Origin of the sequence: Kitasatospora albolonga (assembly GCF_039535905.1) — a bacterium.
Taxonomy (GTDB): Bacteria; Actinomycetota; Actinomycetes; order Streptomycetales; family Streptomycetaceae; genus Kitasatospora; species Kitasatospora albolonga.
This window is the reverse complement of record NZ_BAAAYB010000040.1, coordinates 44,595-65,169: the sequence shown is the minus strand read 5'-3', so window position 1 is coordinate 65,169 and position 20,575 is coordinate 44,595. Positions and strand designations below refer to the sequence as shown.

Here is a 20,575-nt window from a genome sequence, read left to right as displayed (position 1 = left end):
CCTCAGAAGCCGGGCGGGAAGCCGGACCTGAGCAAGGACGGGGCGGGCGGCTCCGAATCGCAGACCGCCGCCGCCCGCCGCGGGCCAGCCGGGCCGGGCCGCTTCATGGGCGGCCAGGGCACCGAGAAGTCGATGGACTTCAAGGGCTCCTCCAAGCGCCTGTTGGGCATGCTCCGGCCCGAACGGGCCCTGCTGACCGGGGTGCTGACGCTCGGTGTGCTGAGCATCGGGCTGGCCGTGACCGGCCCCAAGGTGCTCGGCCACGCCACCGACCTGATCTTCGCCGGGGTGGTCGGCCGGCAGACCCCGCCCGGGGTGGACAAGGCCCAGGTGCTGGACGGCCTGCGGGCGAGCGGCCAGGGCGGGGTGGCCGACCTGCTCGGCGCGGTGGACTTCGTCCCCGGCCAGGGCATGGACTTCGGCGCGATCGGCACCGTGCTCGGCTGGACGCTGCTGATCTACCTGCTGTCGGCGGTGTTCGGCATCGTGCAGGGCCGGCTGGCCGCCACCGCCATCAACCGGGCGGTGTACCGGCTGCGCGAGGAGGTCGAGGGCAAGCTCGCCCGGCTGCCGCTCAGCTACTTCGACAAGCAGCCGCGCGGCGAGGTGCTCAGCCGGGCCACCAACGACATCGACAACATCGGCCAGTCCATGCAGCAGACCATGGGCCAGGTGGTGAACTCGCTGCTCACCATCGTCGGCGTGCTGGCGATGATGTTCTGGATCTCTCCACTGCTGGCGCTGATCGCGCTGATCTCGGTCCCGGTCTCGGTGGTGGTCGCCACCAAGGTCGGCAAGCGCGCGCAGCCGCAGTTCATCGCCCAGTGGAAGAGCACCGGCACGCTCAACGCCCACATCGAGGAGATGTACACCGGGCACGCCCTGGTCAAGGTCTTCGGGCGGCAGAAGGAGGCGGCCGAGACCTTCCGCCAGGAGAACGAGGCGCTCTACCAGGCCAGCTTCAAGGCCCAGTTCATCTCCGGGATCATCCAGCCCGCGATGATGCTGATCGGCAACCTCAACTACGTGCTCGTCGCCGTGGTCGGCGGTCTGCGGGTGGCCTCCGGCGCGCTCTCCATCGGTGACGTGCAGGCCTTCATCCAGTACTCCCGGCAGTTCAGCCAGCCGCTCACCCAGGTGGCCTCGATGGCCAACCTGGTGCAGTCCGGCGTGGCCTCGGCCGAGCGGGTCTTCGAACTCCTCGACGCCCCCGAGCAGTCCGCCGAGCCGGTCCGCCCCGAGCGCCCCGAGGAGCTGCGCGGGCTGGTCGCCTTCGAGGACGTCTCGTTCCGCTACGACCCGGCCAAGCCGCTGATCGACGGGCTCTCGCTCAAGGTGGAGCCCGGCCACACGGTGGCCATCGTCGGCCCGACCGGGGCGGGCAAGACCACCCTGGTCAACCTGCTGATGCGGTTCTACGACCCGACCTCCGGCCGGATCACCCTGGACGGCGTGGACATCACCGCGATGTCCCGGGAGGAGCTCCGGTCCGGGATCGGCATGGTGCTCCAGGACACCTGGCTGTTCGGCGGCACCATCGCGGAGAACATCGCGTACGGGGCTGACGGAGCATCACGGGAGGCCGTGGTGGAGGCCGCGAAGGCGGCCCACGTGGACCGCTTCGTCCGGACGCTCCCGGACGGCTACGACACCGTCATCGACGACGAGGGCACCGGCGTCAGCGCGGGCGAGAAGCAGCTGATCACCATCGCCCGGGCCTTCCTGGCCCAGCCGTCCATCCTGGTGCTCGACGAGGCCACCTCCTCCGTCGACACCCGCACCGAGGTGCTCATCCAGCGCGCGATGGCCCGGCTGCGCAGCGGCCGGACCAGCTTCGTGATCGCGCACCGGCTCTCCACCATCCGGGACGCCGACGTGATCCTGGTGATGGAGGACGGCTCGATCGTGGAGCAGGGCACCCACGACGGACTGATCGCGGCCGAGGGGGCCTACGCCCGCCTCTACCAGGCCCAGTTCAGCCAGGCGGTGGCCGAGGTCGACTGACCCCGGCCTCCTCACCGCCCCCTGCGTACCGGGCCCGTCTCAGCTTCCGAGGCGGGCCCGGACCTTTGCGGCCACCGGAGCGGGCTTCGCCTGCGCCACCACCCGGCCGGCCGCGCCGCGCTTGGCGGCGAACAGCGCGCCCGCCACGGTGCTGCCCAGCGCCAGCGCCATGCCCAGCATCTGAACGGTGGTCAGCGACTGGTGCAGGAAGACCCAGCCGAGCACGGTGGCCGAGACCGGGCTGAGCAGGCCGAGGAAGGCCACCGAGGAGGCGGGCAGCTTGCCGACGCCGCGGAAGAACACCCAGTAGGCGACCGCGGTGTTGGGCACCGCGAGGTAGAGGTAGCCGAGCAGGTTGGTGCCGGTCAGCGCGGGCGGAGCGCCCTCCGCCAGCAGCGCGATCGGCACCAGCAGCAGGCCGCCGGCGGTGAGCTGCCAGCCGGTCACGGCCAGCGGTCCGACGCCCTCGGGACGGCCCCAACGCTTGGTCAGCACGGTGCCCAGCGCCATCACCCCGGCCCCCGCGAGCCCGGCCAGCACCCCGACGGTGTCCAGCTGTGCGGTGGCCCGGAGCACCACCAGCGCCACCCCGAAGACCCCGGCCACCCCGGCCAGCACGGCCCGGCCGCCGGGACGCTCGCCGAGCAGCGGGACGGCCAGCCCGGCCGCCACCAGCGGCTGGATCGCGCCCAGGACGCCGGCCACTCCCCCGGGCAGGCGGTAGGCGGCGACGAACAGCAGGGCCATGAAGACGGTGATGTTCAGCGCGCCCAGCAGGGCCGCCTTCCACCACCAGGCGCCCTTGGGCAGCCGCCGGGCGAAGGCCAGCAGCAGCAGTCCGGCGGGCAGGGCGCGCAGGGTGGCGGTGAGCAGCGGACGGTCCGGCGGCAGGTACTCGGTGGTGACCAGGTAGGTGGAGCCCCAGGCGAGCGGGGCCAGTGCGGTGAGGGCCAGGGTGCGCGAGTTCGGAAGCATGAAAGTAACTTACCATCAAGCTACTTGCCGTCAAGTCACTTTCCTGTGGCAGAATTTCCGCATGAACGAGCAGCCCCCTCCCCCCGCGCCCGACGCCGTGGACGCCATCGCCGCCCAGTGGAACGCGGTCCGCCCCGACCTCTCCACCGAGGGCATGGAAGTCTTCGGCCGGATGGGCCGGATCTCCCGCGCCGTCACCGACTCGGTCACCCAGGTGCACGCCAACCACGGCATCGGCCGGGGCGAGTTCGACGTGCTCGCCACCCTGCGCCGCTCCGGCGCGCCGTACACCCTCTCGCCCCGCGAGCTGACCGCCACCCTGATGGTCACCACCGGCGGCATGACGGGCCGGCTGGACAAGCTGGAGCGGGCCGCCCTGATCACCCGCTCCCCCGACCCGAACGACCGCCGCGGCCTGCGGATCACCCTCACCGAGGAGGGCCTGGGCATGGTCGAGCGCGCCGTCGGCCCCGGCGTCGAGGTCTACCAGCGCACCATCGCGGTGCTCACCCCCGAGGAGACCGCCACCCTCAACGACCTGCTGCGCCGCCTGCTGGTCTCGGCCGGCGGCTGATTGGGTACGGTGGCCGGGTGATTGATGACACGTCAGGGGTGGACGAGTTCGAGGCGCTGCGGCGCTACCTGGGCTCGGTGGCGTACCGGCTGCTGGGATCGGTGAGCGACGCCGAGGACATCCTCCAGGAGGCCTGGCTGCGGTGGCGGGCCACCGACCGGAGCAAGGTCCAGGAGCCGCGTGCCTTCCTGACCACGGTGGTCACCCGGCTCTGCTACGACCAGCTGGGCTCGGCCCGGTCCCGCCGCGAGTCGTACTACGGCGAGTGGCTGCCCGAGCCGGTGGTCTCCGAGGACGCCTCCCCCGCGCACCTGGCCGAGCTGGGCGAGGAGGTCTCGATGGCCCTGCTCACCGTGCTGGAGCAGCTCACCCCCGCCGAGCGCACCGCCTTCGTGCTGCACGACGTGTTCTCGATCGGCTTCGACGAGATCGCCGGCTCGCTGGACCGCACCCCCGACGCCACCCGCCAGCTCGCCTCCCGGGCCCGGCGCCGGATGAAGAACGGCGGCCGGCGCGGCACGGTGGACCGCGCCGCGCACCGCGAGGTGGTCTCCGCCTTCGCCTCGGCGGCCACCCAGGGCGACATCCAGGGGTTGGTCGCGCTGCTCGACCCGGACGTGGTCTGGCACTCCGACGGCGGCGGCATCGTCTCGGCGGGCGTGCGCCCGATCACCGGCGCGGACAAGGTCTCCCGGCTGGTCACGGGCCTGTTCGCCAAGTACGTGGTCCCGGAGCCCGGGGTCGGCTGGACCACCGTCCTAGTCAACGGGGTCCCCGGCATGGCCTGGCACGACGCGGCGGGCACCGTCTTCGGCGTGGTCGTCTTCGAGCTGGCCGACGGCCGGATCACCGAGGCCCACGTCGTGGTCAACCCGGAGAAGCTCACCCATGTGACCCGGATCACCGTCACACCTTGAGCGGCTGTCCCGTCCTCCTGCCGTACGCAACCAGAAGCGCTCCGCAGGAGGACGGGATGACCACCCAGCAGCAGCCCACCCAGCAGCAGCACGTCGTCGTGATCGGCGCCGGCTACGCGGGCCTGTCGGCGGCGACCCGGGCCGGCAAGAAGCACCGGGTCACCCTGGTCGCCCCCGAGGCCCGCTTCCTCAACCGGGTCCGGCAGCACGAGACCTTCGCCGGCCACCCGGAGCACCGCCCCGCGCTGGCCGAGGTGCTGGCGGACCGTCAGGTGACCCACAAGCAGGCCCTCGCCACCGAGCTGGACCTGAACGGCCGCAAGGTCTTCCTGGACTCGGGCGAGGTGCTCTCGTACGACACCCTGGTCTACGCGCTCGGCAGCCGCACCGCCTGGCACGGCGTCCCCGGCGCCGCCGAGCACGCCTACCCGGCCGAGCGGGCCGCCGAGCTGGCCGCCCGGATGAGGGCGGCCGCGAAGCCCGGCACCGTCGCGGTGGTCGGCGGCGGCCTCACCGGCATCGAGCTGGCCACCGAGCTGGCCGAGGCCCACCCCGCCTGGAAGGTCCGCGTCGTCTCGGCCACCCCGGTCGGCCACCACCTCTCGGCCAAGGGCCGGGCCCACGTGCGGCGGGTCTTCGAGCGGCTCGGCGTCGAGGCGCACGAGGGCCGCGCGGTGACCGCCGTGACCGCCGCCGGGGTGCGCACCGACGAGGGCGCGATCGACGCCGACCTGGTCGCCTGGGCCGCCGCCTTCGAGCCCCGCGAGCTGGCCGCCGAGGCCGGGCTGGCGGTCACCCCCGACGGCCGGGCGGTGGTGGACGAGTACCTGCGCTCGGTCTCGCACCCGGACGTGCACGTGGTCGGCGACGCCGCCCAGGTCAGGGTGGAGGGCGTCGGCGAACTGCGGATGGGCTGCGTCTCGGCCCTGCCGCAGGGCGGCTACCTGGGTGACCTGCTGGCCGGGCGGACCGCCAAGCCCTTCGCCTTCAAGTACCAGCTCCAGTGCATCAGCCTGGGCCGCCGGGACGGGCTGGTGCAGCTGGTCCACCCGGACGACTCGATGCGCGACACCGTGCTGACCGGCGCGCTCGGCCGCTGGACCAAGAGCCTGATCCTCAAGGTGATCATCAAGGGCCTGCGCTGAGACGCCGAAGGGCCCCCTCCCGCCGGGAGGGGGCCCTTCGCGCTGACCGCGGGACTACTTCTTCTCGCCCTTGGGGGCGTCCGCGTCCGTGGAGAGCGCGGCGATGAAGGCTTCCTGCGGGACCTCCACCCGGCCGACCATCTTCATGCGCTTCTTGCCCTCCTTCTGCTTCTCGAGCAGCTTGCGCTTGCGGGAGATGTCACCGCCGTAGCACTTGGCGAGGACGTCCTTGCGGATGGCGCGGACCGTCTCGCGGGCGATCACCCGGGAGCCGATGGCGGCCTGGATCGGCACCTCGAACTGCTGACGCGGGATCAGCTTCTGGAGCTTGCCGGCCATCATGACGCCGTAGTTGTAGGCCTTGTCCTTGTGCACGATGGCGGAGAACGCGTCCACCGCGTCGCCGTGCAGCAGGATGTCGACCTTCACCAGGTTGGCGCTCTGCTCGCCGATCGGCTCGTAGTCGAAGGAGCCGTAGCCGCGGGTCTTGGACTTCAGCTGGTCGAAGAAGTCGAAGACGATCTCGGCCAGCGGCAGGGTGTAGCGCAGCTCGACCCGGTCCTCGGAGAGGTAGTCCATGCCCTGGAGGTTGCCGCGACGGGCCTGGCAGAGCTCCATGATCGCGCCGACGAAGTCGTTCGGCGCCAGGATGGTGCCGCGCACCACCGGCTCGTACACCTCGGCCAGCTTGCCGGTGGGGAACTCGCTCGGGTTGGTGACGGTGTGCTCGGTGCCGTCCTCCATCACCACGCGGTAGATCACGTTCGGCGCGGTGGAGATCAGGTCGAGGTTGAACTCGCGCTCCAGGCGCTCCCGGATGATCTCCAGGTGGAGCAGGCCGAGGAAGCCGCAGCGGTAGCCGAAGCCGAGCGCGACCGAGGTCTCCGGCTCGTAGACCAGGGCGGCGTCGTTGAGGCGCAGCTTGTCCAGCGCGTCGCGCAGCAGCGGATAGTCCGAGCCGTCCAGCGGGTAGAGGCCGGAGAACACCATCGGACGCGGGTCCTTGTAGCCGCCCAGCGGCTCGGTGGCGCCCTTGTGCATCGAGGTGATCGTGTCACCGACCTTGGACTGCCGGACGTCCTTCACACCGGTGATGATGTAGCCCACCTCACCGACGCCGAGGCCGTCGGCGACCTTCGGCTCGGGCGAGATGACACCGATCTCCAGCAGCTCGTGGGTGGCACCGGTCGACATCATGGCGATCCGCTCGCGCTTGGTGAGCTGACCGTCGACCACTCGGACGTAGGTGACCACGCCGCGGTAGGAGTCGTAGACCGAGTCGAAGATCATCGCGCGGGCCGGGGCGTCCTTGACGCCGACCGGGGCCGGGATCTTCTCGACGATGTGGTCGAGCAGCTCCTCGACGCCGAGGCCGGTCTTGGCCGAGACCTTGAGCACGTCCTCCGGCTCGCAGCCGATGATGTGCGCGATCTCGGCGGCGTACTTCTCCGGCTGGGCGGCCGGGAGGTCGATCTTGTTCAGCACCGGGATGATCGTGAGGTCGTTCTCCAGCGCCAGGTACAGGTTGGCGAGGGTCTGCGCCTCGATGCCCTGGGCGGCGTCCACCACGAGGATGGTGCCCTCGCACGCGGCGAGCGAGCGGGACACCTCGTAGGTGAAGTCCACGTGGCCCGGGGTGTCGATCATGTTCAGGATGTGCGTCTGACCGGTCTGGTCACCGGTCTTCGGCGCCCACGGCAGACGGACCGCCTGGGACTTGATGGTGATGCCGCGCTCGCGCTCGATGTCCATCCGGTCGAGGTACTGGGCGCGCATCTGCCGGGGGTCGACCACGCCGGTGATCTGCAGCATCCGGTCGGCGAGCGTCGACTTGCCGTGGTCGATGTGGGCGATGATGCAGAAGTTGCGGATCAGCGCCGGGTCGGTACGGCTGGGCTCTGGCACGTTGCTCGGGATCGCGGGCACCTTGGTCCTCGGGGCGGTCGATGTGATTCCGTCCATCCTCCCACGGCCGCGGTGCGGCCCGCCGTTCAGCTCTTCCGCAACTCCTCCCGCTGGGGCAGGATCAGGGGCCATGATCTTGGAGAGTGCCCTGCTCGACGTCCGCCCCGGCCAGGAGGAGGCCTTCCTGGCCGCCTTCGCCGAGGCCCGCCCGCTGATCGCCGTGCAGCACGGCTTCCGCTCGCTGGAACTGCGGCGCTGCCTGGACCAGGGGCGCGGCTCCCGCTTCCTGCTCCAGGTGGAGTGGGAGACCCTGGAGGACCACACCGAGGGCTTCCGCGGCTCGGCCGAGTACCAGGAGTGGCGCCGGCTGCTGCACCACTTCTACGAGCCGTTCCCCGAGGTCGAGCACTACGGCGAGGCGCTGCTCACGGCGTAGCCGCGGACGCGGTCACGGCCCGGCCGGTTTGGGGGGCGCGCGGGGGCTTTGGTAGCGTTGGCCGCTGCACTCGGCACAGGTATGCCCTCTCAGCTGCCCGCCGGGTGCGACCCGTTCAACTTCCAGACAAAAGCTGAGGCACTTTCGTGGCGAACATCAAGTCCCAGATCAAGCGCAACAAGACCAACGAGAAGGCGCGCCTGCGCAACAAGGCCGTCAAGTCCTCCCTCAAGACCGCCCTGCGCAAGGCCCGTGAGGCCGCTGTCGCCGGCGAGACCGAGAAGGCCGCCGAGCTGGCCAAGGTCGCCTCCAAGGCGCTCGACAAGGCCGCCAGCAAGGGCATCATCCACAAGAACCAGGCCGCCAACAAGAAGTCCGCGATCACCAAGCTCGTCGCGGCCTGATCTGACGGCACCCCCGGGTGGCGTGACCGGCGGCCCTCTACCCGCCTCCGCCGCCCAACTCCCCTCGCGTCAACTTCCGGCCCTCTACCCGGAACACGTGAGGCGTAGTGACTCCGTACCGCACGCGGCCTGCGTTCGCCACGCGGGTGCGGTACAGCGACAGGCGTCGCGGCTCCGGCCGCGGCGCCTGTCGGCGTTCCCGGGGCCCTTCCGGGGGCGGACCTGATGCTCCCTCACGTTCTGCCATGCCCTGGTCACCGATATGGTTCGTGCGACGCGCTCCGTGCGGATCCCGGTTTGGGGGCTCATCAGATGACGCATCAGGTACCGACCCGGACGGACGGCGACCGGTCGTACGGACCACCGCCGCCCTACCGGCGCCCGCCGCGCCGCAGTCGCCGGCACCTGGTCTGGGGCGCCGCCGGCGCCGCACTGGCCTCGGCGATCTGGGCCGCCGCCGTGCTCACCGTGCCAGGCCTGGTCGCCCTGCCGGACGGGCTCGCGCCGGACCTCAAGGCCTACCGGGTGGTCGACGACCTGTGCACCACCGCGAAGCTCAACCGCTTCTCCCAGCTGTACCCCGCGCAGTCCGGCACGCCGTACCACTACTCGACCCGGCACGCGGCGCTGGACGACATGTACTGCAGCAAGTACCTGAAGAAGAGCGCCGGCGAGACGGAGTACTCCTCCCTCTACATGCAGGCCCAGCTGCACCGGCGGGTCGACCCGCGGGCCGAGTTCGAGGCCCAGCAGTCCGGGCTGCGGCAGCGCCACTACCAGATCACCGAGGTGCCGGAGCTGGGCGAGCAGGCCTACGTCGGCTTCCTGGACGACCGCAGCAGCTCGGACCGGAGCTGGCACTACCTCACCCAGGTGCTCTACGTCCGCGACGGGGCGCTGACCTACTACCTCAGCTGGTCCGGCTCCTACCAGGAGGGCAAGGGCGTCGAACCGGACCGGGAGACCATCCGGCAGGCGCTGCTGATGGACAGCCGGGACCTGCTGCGCGCCCTGGGGCAGGCGAGCGCCTGATCCGTCGGCTCCTCGGCCCTCTGACTGCCCCTCAGCGGAGGCGGAAGACCGGGCCGCGCGGGGTGAAGGGCAGGCCGGCGCCCTGCGGGACCAAGTAGGCGTGCTCGCGGCGCACCCGCAGCACGTCGCACTCCCCGTCGGTGATCACCAGCACCGGGGCGGCGGGCGGGAAGTCCTCGGCGCGCTCCAGCAGGTCGATGCCCGGCTGCAGCACGGTGCCGCCCCGGCCGCGCACCCGGACCCGGCCGGCGATCTCGTCGGTGGGCAGGAAGCCGGCGTCGTGCGCGGCCGCGTCGCAGAACACCACCCGGGCGGCGGGCACCTCCCGGGCCGCCGCGTAGGAGGCGATGGCGCCCAGCGCCTTGCCGAGCAGCTGACGGCTCATCGACCCGGAGGTGTCCAGCACCACGCCGAAGGTGCAGCGGGCCAGCTCCTCGGGCGGGTGGTGGCTCCCCGCACGCGGGATGTCGGGGGTGGAGGCCTGGCGCCGGGACGGGCGGGCGTAGCTGCGCACCGGCTGCGGGGAGGGCACGAACTCGTCGAACCAGCGTGCCAGTTGCGCGTCCCAGGGCAGCGGTGGCTGGGAGAGCGCACGGATCTCCTCGACCAGACCGGCCGGCAGGTACCCGCGGCCGCGCCGGTGCAGCTCGAAGCCCTGTTGGAGGCCGCGCCGGTAGAAGTCGTCGAGGTCGACGTAGTCGCGCGGGCGGCCCAGCGGCTCGCCCAGGACGTCGCCCCGGCCCTTCCCCGCCAGGGTGGCCAAGCGGCGGATCCGGCGCTGGTCCCGGACAATCCGGTCGTAGACCTCCTCGGCCGACAGGCCCTGCAACTGCGGGTCGTGGAGCAGCCCTTCGGGCATCTGGCCGACGCCCATCTCCAGCAGCCAGCCGTTGATCACGTAGTCGGCGGCGACGTTGAACAGGAACGGGTCCCGCGCTCCGCAGCGGTCGCCGTGCTTGAGGGCGGCGTGCAGCATCTCGTGGGCCAGGACGAAGCGCCACTCCTCTTCGGTGTGGTGGCGCAGCGGGTTGAGGTAGATCTCGCCCGCCTCGGCGTTCACGGCCGCGATGGAGATGCCCTGGGCGCGGGCCAGTTCGGCGTCGGCGACCAGGGTGATCCCGGCGGCCAGGCCGCCGAGCAGCGGGTAGCTGGAGACGAACCAGTTGAGCGCCCTGGTCCACGGCCGCTCGGGGAGGCGCGCGCCGGTCAGCTCGTCGCGGCGGCCGCCGGCCACGTCCATCGCGGCGGACATGGTGCGGGTCAGCGCGGCGGCGAAGACGGACGGCCAGTCCTCCGGGGGCTGGTGGCCGGGCCAGGGGACCAGCAGCTGGTCGGGCCGGGTGCCCGCGGCACCGGGGATCCGGGGCAGGCCCTCCTCGCGCCAGCGGACGGCCAGCTGCTCCTCGTCGCCGGGCGGGATCCGGGACGGCAGCTCGAACGGGGCGCGGCCGACCGGGAAGGTGGCCTGGAAGCGGTGCACCACCGCGCAGTTGGCGGCCAGTCGGTGGGCGTCGGGCTGGGTGCGCCGGCCGCGCTCGGCGGGCAGGTGGCCGAAGCCGAGGTGGAGCAGGCAGTGCGCCAGCACCCAGGCCCACTCGGCCAGATCGGCCCGGCGCATCCGGGGGTGGCTGAGGTTGGGGTGCAGGGTCCCGTCGGAGTCGACCACCAGCCAGCCGTCCTCCGGCTCGTCCGGGCAGTCCTCGGCCTCGCAGAGGTCCACCGGGATGGCGGCCAGGGCGTGGTTACCCCGGACGGTCCGCCAGCCCTCCTGGAAGGCCTCCCACGCCGGGTCGCGCGGCTGGGTGCCCTTCTCGGTGGTGGCCTTGGCCCGGCTCAACGGCGGGCCTCGACCAGACGGGGCATGTCGCGGGCCGCCTCGATGAGGAACCAGGAGGGCAGCACCGGATTGCCGTCCTGGCCGTCGGCGATCACCGTCTGGGCCACCTCGACGGAGATCTCGGCCAGCTGGACCAGCAGCGACTTGGCCCGGTAGGCGGTCTGCCGCAGGGAGTCGGAGACCTGCTCCTTGCGGGCCGGGAGCTCCTTGACCAGCCGGCCGCGGAAGGCGTCGGCCAGGTAGTAGAGCAGGTCGCGGTCCTCCAGGCGGTGCGGCCACCGGGCATCGCCCTTGAGGATCGCGTCCAGGCCGTAGGAGTTGCGGACGATCTTGACGTAGCCCCCGAAGGCCACCGCGTGCTGCGGGGTGAGCAGACCGTGCGCCAGGACCTTGAGGGTCGGCTCCTCCAGGGTCGGGCCGAAGGAGTGCAGGGCGTCCGAGAGCATGTGCCAGGCGCGCGGGGTGGAGAAGGGCTCCTCGGTCTTGGGCGGGGCGGACCAGAGGTGGTCCGGACGGTCCGTCAGGTAGTCCAGCACCCAGGGGTGGACGCCGTTGGCGGCGGCCCAGGCCAGCCAGTCAGTGGAGCTCGCCCGGAGGTGGACGTGGACCAGGCGGTTCACCAGGGCGGAGGCCATCGGCCGGGCCAGGGCGCCGTCGGTGGCGCGGTTCCCCGCGCCGATCACGATCGAGCCGGGCGGGAGCTCGTAGGAGCCGATCCGGCGGTCCAGGATGAGCGAGTAGAAGGCCTTCTGCACGTCCGGGGTGGCCGCGTTGAGCTCGTCCAGGAAGAGGCAGTAGGGCTCGGTGCGGGCGATCGACTCCGGCGGGCAGAACCGGGAGCGCCCGTCCTCGGTGATCTGCGGGACCCCGATCAGGTCCTCGGGCGCCAGTTGGGTGCCGATCAGGCTGACGCACTCCAGCCCGAGCGACTCGGCGAACTCCCGCACCAGCGAGGACTTCCCGATGCCAGGCGCGCCCCAGAGGAAGACCGGCCGGACGGTGGCCAGCCCGAGCAGCAGCTCGGGGACCTGGGACGGCGACACGGTGACGGCGGCCTGCAACGCGGGGACTCCTCGGGAGGGTTGGGGATTCCGCGTCAGTGTGCGGGACGGCCGGGCGGGCCGCACCTGCTTTTCGAGGAGGTGCCGTGACGGTGAACGGGAGGCCGGAGCGGGGGGTTGGGAGGGGCCGGGAGCCGGGATGTGGGGGCGGCTGGCGGCGCGGCGCGCCGCGCCGACGGACCGTCAGCGGCGGTCGGTGGTGGGCCCGTCAGTACGGGCGGGCGCCCGCGCGGGCGGCGCGGGCCACGGCGACCACGGCGCGCTCCAGGGCGTAGGCCGGGTCGTCGGAGCCGCCCTTGACGGCCGCGTCCGCCTGGGCGACGGCGGTCAGGGCGGCGGCCACGCCGTCGCCCGTCCAGCCGCGCATCTGCTGGCGGACCCGGTCCACCTTCCAGGGCGGCATGCCGAGCTCGCGGGCCAGGTCGGCCGGGCGCATGTTCCGCCCGGCGGTGGCGAGGCGGCCGATGGAGCGGACGCCGGAGGCCAGTGCGTAGGTGATGCCGGTGGGCGGCTGGCCTACCGCCAGGGCCCAGCGCAGCCGCTCCAGGGCCTCGGCGGCCCGGCCGGTGACGGCCAGGTCGGCCACCTCGAAGCCGGTGGCCTCGGCCCGGCCGCTGTAGTACTTGGCGACCACCGTCTCGTCGATCGCCCCCTCGACGTCGGAGGTCAACTGGCTGCAGGCGGCGGCCAGTTCACGCAGGTCGCTGCCGAGTGAGTCGAGCAGCGCCTGGCAGGCCTCCGGGGTGGCCGACCGGCCCAGGGTGCGGAACTCGTTCTTGACGAAGGCCAGCTTCTCGCCCGCCTTGGTGAGCTTGGCGCAGGCCACCTCGCGGCCGCCGGCCTTCCGCCCCGCGTCCAGCAGACCCTTGCCCTTGGCCCCGCCAGCGTGCACCAGCACCATGATGACCTCCTCGGCGGGGGCCTCCAGGTACGCCTTGACCTCCTTGACCGAGTCGGCGGAGAGGTCCTGGGCGGCGCGGACCACGATCACCTTCCGCTCCGCGAAGAGCGAGGGGGTGGTCAACTCGGCCAGGCCACCGGGCTGGAGACCACCCGGAGGGAGGTCCCGCACGTCCGTGTCCGGATCGGCCTCCTTGGCCGCGGCCACCACCGCCGCGACCGCGCGGTCGAGCAGCAGCTCCTCCTGGCCGACCGCGAGGGTCAGCGGGGCGAGCAGGTCATCGGGTGCACTCTTCCTGGCCATCGCCTACCAGGATCGCATGCGCTGCCGACAGCATCCCGACGGCTGTGCACAATGGTCCCCGTGACCATGAACGACACCCGACAGTTGCTTGTGTTCCCCGACCGCGACGCCGCCGACGAGGTCGCCGAGGAACTCTCCGCCCGCTGGCCCGACCTGGGCGAGATCGAGGTGGCCCGGGACGCCCTGGCCGGCGAGGACGACGCCGAGGACGCCCAGTGGGTCGTGGCCGTGGAGGCCCCCGAGGACGGCTGGACCCCGGCTCAGCTGCGCGCCCTGGACGAGCTGGCCACCGACCAGGAGGGCTGGCGGGAGGAGGCCTGAGCCTCGGCACTCCCCACCGCACCGGCCCCCGTCGCACCGGCACCCGTCGCTCCGGCCCCACCCGGTCGGGCCCCCGCCCCTCGGCGGGGGCCGCCGGGGAGGCCACGCGCCGAAGCGCCCGCCGGAGCGCCGACCAGGGCTCCGACCCGGCCGTCGCCGGCCCAACCAGGGTGGGACCGGGAATCCCTGGCACCCCGTCAGCCGAGCCGCGATCATGGACCGCATGGACATGGACCGCCGCGAACTCGCCGACTTCCTCCGCCGCTGCCGTGAGCGGATCAACCCGCAGGACGTCGGCCTGCCGGCCGGCTCCCGGCGCCGCACCCCCGGGCTGCGGCGCGAGGAGGTCGTCCAGCTCGCCGGGATGTCCGCCGACTACTACATCCGGCTGGAACAGGCCCGCAGCCCGCAGCCCTCGCCGCAGATCCTCGCCTCGCTGGCCCGGGCGCTGCGGCTGAGCGAGGACGAGCGCGACCACCTCTACCTGCTGGCCGGCCAGCGGCCGCCGGCCGGGCGCCAGTACGGCACCTTCATCCAGCCCGGGCTGCTCTACCTGCTCGACCAGCTCAAGGAGACCCCGGCCCAACTGCTCAGCGACCTGGGTGACGTGCTGGCCCAGAACGACATGGCCAGCGCCCTCTTCGGCACCGTCTGCTCGATCCGGGAGGACCAGCGGAACGTGGTCTGGCGCTGGTTCACCGACCCCACCGTCCGGGCCGCCTACCCGGCCGACGAGCACGACCGGCTCGGCCGGGTGCACGTCGCCGACCTGCGGGCGGCGGTGGCCCGCCGGGCCGGGGACGCGGCCTCGACCGCGCTGGTGCAGCGGCTCTCCGAGGCCAGCGAGGAGTTCCGCGAGCTCTGGGAGCTGCACGAGGTGGCCGTCCGGCGCACCAGCCGGATGCGGGTCGACCACCCGGCCATCGGGCCGATCAACCTCGACTGCCAGACACTGCTCACACCCGGCGAGGACCAGCGACTGCTGATCTTCACGCCGCCGCCCGGAACCGCGGACATCAACCACCTGGAGCTGCTGCGGGTGGTGGGGACGGAGCGGTTCAGCCCCGCCGGGTGACCCTGCGGCACCCTGCACGCCGCTACCGTCACCGTCGGCCCCGTGAGCGGGGGCGGGGGTGCCGTCAGCACGGGCACCGTGAGCGGGGGTGCCACTGTCGGGAGTGCCGTGCACAGGGGCACCACGGGCGGGGGCGCCGGATCCCCGGGTGACGGCGTGCAGGGTGTCGCGGGTGCCGAGGACCGCGACGGCTCCGGCCCGGTCGGTGCGTAGGACGGTGGCCCCCAGTGCGGCGAGCTGGGCCACGGTCCGGGCCGACGGGTGGCCGTACGGGTTGCCTTCGCCGCAGGAGATCAGGGCCAGGCGGGGGTGCAGGGCGGCGGCCAACTCCCAGTCCTGATGGGCTGATCCGTGGTGCGCCACCTTGAGGACGTCCACCCGGGGCAGCTCGGCCCGGGCTCGCAGGGCGGCCTGGGCGGGCGGTTCGAGATCGCCGAGCAGGGCGATCCGCAGGGCCTCGGGCGGTTCGCCGACGGTGGCGAGCAGGGCGATGCTGGCGTTGTTCGCCCCCGGCGTGGCCGGGGTCAACGGCTCGACGGGCCAGAGCAGCTGCCAGGAGAGGCCGGGAGCGGCGGTGCGCCGCTCGTCCTGCCGTGCGGTCAGCACGGGCACCTGCGCGGCGGCGGCCCAGGCCAGCACCCGGGCCCGCTCGCCCGGCGGCGAGTCCAGGGTGGTGACCTGGAGGGCACCGACCGAGCGACCGCGCAGCACGCCCGGGAGCCCCTCGGCGTGATCCGCGTGGTAGTGACTGAGGATCAGCAACGGGACGGCCGTGACGCCGAGTTGGCGGAGGCACCGGTCGGCGGCCGTGGGATCGGGCCCGGCGTCCACCACCACCGCGCTGCCGGGCTGTCCCGGCACCGGCAAGACGGTCATGTCGCCTTGTCCCACGTCGCACATGACGAAGCGCCAGCCCTCCGGGGGCCAGCCGGTGGCCATCCGCACGAGGGACGGCGGCCGGAGCAGGGCGAGCAGCAGAGCGGGCAGGAGCACCGCCGCGAGCAGGGTGCGGGGGCGGCTGCGGTGGCCGAACGGGCGGGCCGCCCAGACCAGGGCCAGTGTCGCCACCGCCAGCAACAGGGACCCGAACAGGCCACCGGGCCAGTCGAGTTGGGCTCCCGGGAGGGCGGCGCCCCGCCGGGCCACGGCGGCCAGCCAGCCGGTCGGCACCGCGGCGAGGTCGGCCAGGAACCGGGCCGGCGCCGGGGCCAGCGGTGCGAGGACGAGGGTCGCGAAGCCGAGCAGGGTGGCCGGGGCCACCGCCGCCTCGGCCAGCAGGTTGCACGGGATCGCGACCAGGCTGATCCGGGGCGCCAGCAGGATGGTGGCGGGGGCGCAGAGCGCCTGCGCCGCGGCGGTGGCGCCGACGGCCCCGGCCAGCCACTCGGGCCAGCCCCGGGCCCGGAGCGCGGCCGTCCAGCGCGGGCCGAGGGTGAGCAGGCCGAGGGTGGCGAGCACGGAGAACAGGAAGCCGAAGGAGCGCGCCAGGTACGGGTCGACCAGCAGCAGGACCAGAACGGCGGAGGCGAGCGCGGGCAGCGCCTGCCGGGGGCGGCCGGTGGCCAGGGCGAGCAGGCCGACCAGACCGGTGGCGGCGGCCCGCAGGACGCTCGGCTCGGGTCGGCAGACCGTCACGAAGGCCAGCGTCAGGACGGCTCCGAGCAGGGCGGTGGTGCGCAGCGGGAGGCCGACGAGCCCGGCCAGCCCGCCCCGGCCGGAGGTGCTCGCGGCGGCCGAGGCCCCGGTCAGGACGGCCAGCACGATGGCCAGGTTCGCTCCCGAAACGGCGGTCAGATGGCCGAGGTCGGTGGCCCGGAACGCCTCCGCGAGCTCCGGCGGCAGCCGGGTGGTGTCGCCGACCACCAGGCCCGGGAGCAGTCCCCGGGCGTCGGTGGGCAGATGGTCGCTGGCGTCCCGGAGTCCGGCCCGCAACCGGGCCGCCACCCGCTGGGCGGTGCCGGGCCCCTCCAGCAGCTGCGGCCGGCCCTGCACCACCAGGGCGGCCGCCGTGCTGCGGTACCCCTCGGCGGCGGGCAGCACCCTGGCCTGGGTGCGCAGCCGGGTGGACGGGACCACCTGCTGCCAGCCCCCGGCGTCCTGGGCGCGGACGATCAGGGTGACGGGAGTTCGGGTGCGGGTGCCGTCGGCCCGGTCGACGGTGGCCTCGACGACCACCAGGGCCTGGCCGGGCGTGGTGCCCCGGGCGTGTGAGGAGCGGGGCTCGGGGTCGCCCGTCACCGTGAGCTCGACCGCGGTCAGGACGGGCGGGACGGCGGCGGAAGGGACGTGGCCCGGGTCGGCGGGAGCTGACGGGGCGTCCGTCGCGGCGGGCCCGGCCGCCCTGGCGGCCAGGGCGGGGATCGGGCCGCGCTGGAGGTCGGCCGTGTGCAGGGTGGTGACGGCGGCCGCGGCCCCGGCGGCCAGCAGGACGGCGGCGAGCAGGGCACCGGCCCGGCGCGGGCTGCGCAGCGCGAGGACCGCGGCTCCGGCCAGGAGGAGTGCTCCCCCGAGCAGGTACGGCCGGTGGTCCGGACCGAGGCCCAGCACGGTGGCGGTGACCGCCCAGACCACCGCGGTGGGGAGCAGCAGGCGCAGATCGGGCGGCGGTGCGGCGGACTCCGTGGCGGTGCTGCGGGTGAGGGCGGCGGTTGTGGTGGTGGGCATCGGTTCACCTCCTCGGCCGGTGACGGTCGGTCAGCTGGGCTCGGCGGGTTGTGGGGGTGGCCGGCCGGCCGCACGCGGGCGGGCTCAGAGCGTGAGCAGGGCGCGGAGGTCGGCGAACTTCCGCTCGCCGATCCCGCTGACCTCGCGCAGCTGGTCGAGGGAGCGGAACGGGCCGTGCTCCTGGCGGTGCTGCAGGATCCGCTGGGCCAGGGTCGGGCCGACCCCGGGCAGGGCGTCCAGCTGCTCACGGGTGGCCTGGTTGATGCTGAGCGGGCCGACGGCGGGGGTGGCTCCCCCGGCCGGAAGACCGGCGCCGGCCGGGGCGCCGCCGACCAGGATCTGCTCGCCGTCGGTGAGCACCCGTGCCAGGTTGAGCCCGTCGGTCACGGTGTCCGGCAGCGGGCCGCCGGCCGAGGTGAGGGCGTCCGCCACCCGGGCCCCGCTGGGCAGCGTACGGAGGCCGGGCTGGCGGACCTTGCCGGCGACGTCGACCACGACGGTCGGGCCCGTCGGCGGAGTAGGCGCCCCCGCGCCCGACCCCGCACCCGACCCCGCGCCCGGCCGGACCGAGGACGGTGCGGAGGCGGCGACGACCGCTGCCACCGCAGGGACGGCGACCCGGCCGGGACGGCCGAGCCAGAAGTGCTGCACGGCGTAGCCGACGGCCAGCAGGAGCAGCACGGTCAGCCCGGCCACCGCCCGCCGGTCGAACAACAGGACCCCCGGGAGCCGACGCCCGACCACACCGGCGGCCCCGACCACACCGGCGGCCCCGGGCACGGCACCCTCCGGCCCGGCACGCGGCCGCCCCTGACGCCCCGTCGCCCCGCCTTCCCCGACGAGACCGCCCTCCCCCACCACCCTGCCGCCCCCGGCTGCCTCGCCCTCCCCTGGCGGCCCACCGCGCACGGACGCCGCCGGCCTGGACGGCAGGGGCGTGTCCCAGGCTTCGGACCACACCGCCGTCGGAGAGTCCGCCCGCTCCCCCTCGGGATGCGGCCCCGGGGGCAGGAAGAGGTGGGCCACCCGGCCACGGACGGTCTCGGTGGTCTCGCGTCGGCGGGCCGCGCCCGGCGTCATCGTTCTCATGGCCAGGACCGTAGGCGCGGCCGCCGCCCCCGTTGAGAGAGCGTCACCAGCCTGTGGAAAACCCGGGGTTGTGGACAGCCGAGTTCCCTCGATCGAGGGAGTTTCAGCGCGGCGCGACCACCACTGCGAGCAGCCCGGGCCCGACGTGGGCACCGATCACCGCCCCCACCTCCAGCACCGTCAGCTCGCGCAGCCCGGGCACCCGGGCCCGGAGCCGCTCCGCCAGGGGCTCGGCCCGGTCGGCTGCGGCGAGGTGGTGCACGGTGATGTCCACCTCGTCCGCACCCGCGCGCTCCACAGCGATCTCCTCCAGCCGCGCGATCGCCCGCGAGGCCGTGCGGACCTTCTCCAAGGGCTCGATCCGGCCGCCCGACAGGTGCAGCAGCGGCTTGACGGAGAGCGCGGAGCCGAGCAGGGCCTGCGCCGCACCGATCCGGCCGCCCCGACGCAGGTACTCCAGGGTGTCCACGTAGAAGAATCCGCTGGTCCGCGCGGCCCGCCCGGAGGCCGCCGCGACCACCGCCGCGAGGTCGGCGGCCACATTCCCGGACGCCCCGGCCACGCCGGCCACCCCGGCCTCGCCCGCCGCCCCGGACGCCCCGGTCCCGAGCGCCGCGATCGCCTCCGCCGCCGCCAGCACCACGTGCCCGAGTGCCATCCCGACCAGTCGGCTGTCCACCACCTCCACCGGCAGCGGAGCCTCGGCGGCCGCCAGCCGGGCCGCCTCGACGGTGCCGGAGAGCTCGGCGGAGATGTGCACGGAGACGACGGCCTCGAAGCCCGCCTCGGCCGCCGCCCGGTAGGCCTCGGCGAAGGTCTCGGGGCTGGGCCGGGAGGTGGTGACGCGCTGCTTGGCCCGCAGGGCCTCGGCGACGTCCTTCGGGGAGATCTCCACGCCGTCCGCGAGCACCTCGTCCCCGACCACCACGCTCAGCGGGACCACCGCGATCCGGTGCCGGTCGACCGCCTCCTCGGGGAGGTAGGCCGTGGAGTCGGTCAGGAGGGCGATGCGGCGGGACATGAGGCGGAGGTTACTCCCCCCTCCCCGCCACGGACACCCGGGGGACGTCCGAACCCCTGGAGAGGGCCGCCGCGGAGGTCAGGACTTCCGCAGACGCTGTGTCAGGTCGACCGCCAGCCCGAGCAACTGCTCGGCGGTGGCCGGCCGGTCGTTGCTGATCGCCTTCCGCTCCGTCCCGGCCGCCTTGGCCGCCTTGGCCGAAGAAGCCGACGAGGTGGAGGATCCCGAGGCCCCCGAGGCACCCGAGGACGGCCCGGCCGCGTCCCAGTGCCGCAGCGCACCCGCCTCGGTCTCGCACTCGTCCGCGAGCCGCGCCAGCTCGTCGTCGGCGAAGCGCTGCATCCGGTCCTGGGCCGCCCACCGCATCGACTCGGCGGCGTGCGTGATCCGCTCGGCCCGCTCCCGCAGCGCGGGCAGCTTGTCGGCCACCCGCCCGGCGTCGGGCTCCAGCTCCAGCGCCTTCAACTCGCCGTCGAGCTCGGCCGCGTGGGCGTCCAACCTGGTCAACAGCTGCAGGGAATCGGCGAGTTGGGAGTCCTCGGCGAGGCCGGCCGCGAGCACCTTGCGGGTGGAGTCGAGGGCGGTGCGCAGCGCGAGCCGGACGGCCGAGATCTGGCCAGGCGCCCCGGGCTTGGCGAAGGTCTTGGCCTTCAAGGTCGCGTTCTCGATGGCCCGCCGGGCGTTGGCCTCCTGCTGGGAGAGCTTCCGGGCGGCGGCCTTGCCGGCCTTCACCGCACCGACCGTGATCATGATCAGCAGCGCGACCACGAAGAGCACACCGAGGCCGACCACCACGCCGAGCGCGTCCATCACGAGCCACCTTCCGGGAGACCGACCGAGGGCTCCACAGTAACCGCACGGGTTGCCGTGGAGCCCTCGTCGTAGGGGTCCGTGAGGAGAGATCAGGGACA

Annotated in this window: 18 protein-coding genes and 1 pseudogene; 10 read left to right on the top strand and 9 right to left on the bottom strand. The window is 73.7% G+C overall.

The genetic code is table 11. The features are described 5' to 3' along the window. The first annotated feature begins 105 nt into the window (after positions 1 to 105). Positions 106 to 2,004, top strand: coding sequence for an ABC transporter ATP-binding protein (locus tag ABD946_RS10980; RefSeq protein ID WP_345282498.1), 1,899 nt, complete (start codon positions 106 to 108; stop codon positions 2,002 to 2,004). A 39-nt stretch (positions 2,005 to 2,043) separates the two neighbouring features. Here ABD946_RS10980 and ABD946_RS10975 read toward each other — a convergent pair whose 3' ends face one another. Then, positions 2,044 to 2,979 (bottom strand): EamA family transporter, encoded by a 936-nt coding sequence (locus tag ABD946_RS10975; protein WP_345282438.1) that lies wholly within the window; start codon positions 2,977 to 2,979, stop codon positions 2,044 to 2,046. Between the two features lie 61 nt (positions 2,980 to 3,040). Between ABD946_RS10975 and ABD946_RS10970 the strand changes: the two genes are divergently transcribed. Genes ABD946_RS10970 through ABD946_RS10960 form a run of 3 tightly spaced genes read left to right on the top strand, consistent with a single transcriptional unit; the run spans position 3,041 to position 5,615 of the window. Next, positions 3,041 to 3,553, top strand: a complete 513-nt coding sequence (locus ABD946_RS10970) for a MarR family winged helix-turn-helix transcriptional regulator (RefSeq protein WP_345282437.1) — start codon at positions 3,041 to 3,043, stop codon at positions 3,551 to 3,553. A 17-nt stretch (positions 3,554 to 3,570) separates the two neighbouring features. After that, positions 3,571 to 4,470, top strand: coding sequence for a sigma-70 family RNA polymerase sigma factor (locus tag ABD946_RS10965; protein ID WP_345282436.1), 900 nt, complete (start codon positions 3,571 to 3,573; stop codon positions 4,468 to 4,470). Positions 4,471 to 4,526: 56 nt separating this feature from the next. After that, complete coding sequence (locus ABD946_RS10960; RefSeq protein ID WP_345282434.1) at positions 4,527 to 5,615, top strand: NAD(P)/FAD-dependent oxidoreductase; 1,089 nt, start codon at positions 4,527 to 4,529, stop codon at positions 5,613 to 5,615. A gap of 54 nt (positions 5,616 to 5,669) precedes the next feature. Here the strand turns inward: ABD946_RS10960 and lepA are convergent, their stop codons facing one another. Further along, positions 5,670 to 7,541 carry a translation elongation factor 4 gene (lepA, locus tag ABD946_RS10955; RefSeq protein ID WP_345282496.1) on the bottom strand — a complete coding sequence of 624 codons (1,872 nt, stop codon included), beginning with the start codon at positions 7,539 to 7,541 and terminating at the stop codon, positions 5,670 to 5,672. Between the two features lie 109 nt (positions 7,542 to 7,650). Here lepA and ABD946_RS10950 point away from each other — a divergent pair, with 109 nt between their 5' ends. The 3 genes from ABD946_RS10950 (at position 7,651) to ABD946_RS10940 (ending at position 9,392) form a co-directional block, all read left to right on the top strand. After that, positions 7,651 to 7,956 carry an antibiotic biosynthesis monooxygenase family protein gene (locus tag ABD946_RS10950; RefSeq protein WP_345282432.1) on the top strand — a complete coding sequence of 102 codons (306 nt, stop codon included), beginning with the start codon at positions 7,651 to 7,653 and terminating at the stop codon, positions 7,954 to 7,956. Positions 7,957 to 8,102: 146 nt separating this feature from the next. After that, positions 8,103 to 8,360, top strand: a complete 258-nt coding sequence (gene rpsT, locus ABD946_RS10945; protein ID WP_345282430.1) for a 30S ribosomal protein S20 — start codon at positions 8,103 to 8,105, stop codon at positions 8,358 to 8,360. 312 nt (positions 8,361 to 8,672) lie between these two features. Next, complete coding sequence (locus ABD946_RS10940) at positions 8,673 to 9,392, top strand: hypothetical protein (RefSeq protein ID WP_345282428.1); 720 nt, start codon at positions 8,673 to 8,675, stop codon at positions 9,390 to 9,392. Positions 9,393 to 9,423: 31 nt separating this feature from the next. Here the strand turns inward: ABD946_RS10940 and ABD946_RS10935 are convergent, their stop codons facing one another. The 3 genes from ABD946_RS10935 to holA form a co-directional block, all read right to left on the bottom strand. Then, entirely contained in the window at positions 9,424 to 11,229 is a 1,806-nt protein-coding gene (locus ABD946_RS10935) for a vWA domain-containing protein (protein WP_345282426.1), read from the bottom strand. Next, positions 11,226 to 12,290, bottom strand: a complete 1,065-nt coding sequence (locus ABD946_RS10930) for an AAA family ATPase (protein WP_345282424.1) — start codon at positions 12,288 to 12,290, stop codon at positions 11,226 to 11,228. The genes ABD946_RS10935 and ABD946_RS10930 overlap by 4 nt, the downstream gene beginning before the upstream one ends. 208 nt (positions 12,291 to 12,498) lie before the next feature. Next, positions 12,499 to 13,494: a DNA polymerase III subunit delta gene (gene holA / locus ABD946_RS10925; RefSeq protein WP_345282422.1), complete on the bottom strand. Its 996-nt coding sequence runs from the start codon at positions 13,492 to 13,494 to the stop codon at positions 12,499 to 12,501. A 66-nt stretch (positions 13,495 to 13,560) separates the two neighbouring features. Between holA and ABD946_RS10920 the strand changes: the two genes are divergently transcribed. From ABD946_RS10920 to ABD946_RS10910, 3 genes are all read left to right on the top strand, one after another. Further along, positions 13,561 to 13,815: a hypothetical protein gene (locus ABD946_RS10920; protein WP_345282420.1), complete on the top strand. Its 255-nt coding sequence runs from the start codon at positions 13,561 to 13,563 to the stop codon at positions 13,813 to 13,815. Positions 13,816 to 14,029: 214 nt separating this feature from the next. Then, positions 14,030 to 14,890, top strand: a complete 861-nt coding sequence (locus ABD946_RS10915) for a helix-turn-helix transcriptional regulator (protein ID WP_486334028.1) — start codon at positions 14,030 to 14,032, stop codon at positions 14,888 to 14,890. A 364-nt stretch (positions 14,891 to 15,254) separates the two neighbouring features. After that, positions 15,255 to 15,623, top strand: coding sequence for a hypothetical protein (locus ABD946_RS10910; protein ID WP_345282416.1), 369 nt, complete (start codon positions 15,255 to 15,257; stop codon positions 15,621 to 15,623). Here ABD946_RS10910 and ABD946_RS10905 read toward each other — a convergent pair. The 4 genes and pseudogenes from ABD946_RS10905 to ABD946_RS10890 form a co-directional block, all read right to left on the bottom strand. Next, positions 15,578 to 17,554 (bottom strand): annotated as a pseudogene (locus tag ABD946_RS10905) (ComEC/Rec2 family competence protein); the annotation flags it as partial. The gene ABD946_RS10910 and the pseudogene ABD946_RS10905 overlap by 46 nt on opposite strands. 84 nt (positions 17,555 to 17,638) lie before the next feature. After that, on the bottom strand, positions 17,639 to 18,334 hold the full coding sequence (locus ABD946_RS10900; RefSeq protein WP_345282414.1) for a ComEA family DNA-binding protein: 696 nt from the start codon (positions 18,332 to 18,334) through the stop codon (positions 17,639 to 17,641). A 412-nt stretch (positions 18,335 to 18,746) separates the two neighbouring features. Next, positions 18,747 to 19,664: a DegV family protein gene (locus ABD946_RS10895; RefSeq protein WP_345282413.1), complete on the bottom strand. Its 918-nt coding sequence runs from the start codon at positions 19,662 to 19,664 to the stop codon at positions 18,747 to 18,749. 78 nt (positions 19,665 to 19,742) lie between these two features. Further along, positions 19,743 to 20,474: a hypothetical protein gene (locus ABD946_RS10890; RefSeq protein WP_345282411.1), complete on the bottom strand. Its 732-nt coding sequence runs from the start codon at positions 20,472 to 20,474 to the stop codon at positions 19,743 to 19,745. Between the last annotated feature and the right edge of the window lie 101 nt (positions 20,475 to 20,575).

Coding starts and splice junctions, on each gene's coding strand:
- ABD946_RS10975 (WP_345282438.1), bottom strand. CDS start 2,979: ATGCTTCCGAACTCGCGCACCCTGGCCCTCACCGCACTGGCCCCGCTC.
- ABD946_RS10890 (WP_345282411.1), bottom strand. CDS start 20,474: ATGGACGCGCTCGGCGTGGTGGTCGGCCTCGGTGTGCTCTTCGTGGTC.
- ABD946_RS10915 (WP_486334028.1), top strand. CDS start 14,030: ATGGACCGCATGGACATGGACCGCCGCGAACTCGCCGACTTCCTCCGC.
- ABD946_RS10950 (WP_345282432.1), top strand. CDS start 7,651: ATGATCTTGGAGAGTGCCCTGCTCGACGTCCGCCCCGGCCAGGAGGAG.
- ABD946_RS10960 (WP_345282434.1), top strand. CDS start 4,527: ATGACCACCCAGCAGCAGCCCACCCAGCAGCAGCACGTCGTCGTGATC.
- ABD946_RS10980 (WP_345282498.1), top strand. CDS start 106: ATGGGCGGCCAGGGCACCGAGAAGTCGATGGACTTCAAGGGCTCCTCC.
- holA (WP_345282422.1), bottom strand. CDS start 13,494: ATGGCCAGGAAGAGTGCACCCGATGACCTGCTCGCCCCGCTGACCCTC.
- ABD946_RS10920 (WP_345282420.1), top strand. CDS start 13,561: ATGAACGACACCCGACAGTTGCTTGTGTTCCCCGACCGCGACGCCGCC.
- ABD946_RS10970 (WP_345282437.1), top strand. CDS start 3,041: ATGAACGAGCAGCCCCCTCCCCCCGCGCCCGACGCCGTGGACGCCATC.
- ABD946_RS10895 (WP_345282413.1), bottom strand. CDS start 19,664: ATGTCCCGCCGCATCGCCCTCCTGACCGACTCCACGGCCTACCTCCCC.
- ABD946_RS10940 (WP_345282428.1), top strand. CDS start 8,673: ATGACGCATCAGGTACCGACCCGGACGGACGGCGACCGGTCGTACGGA.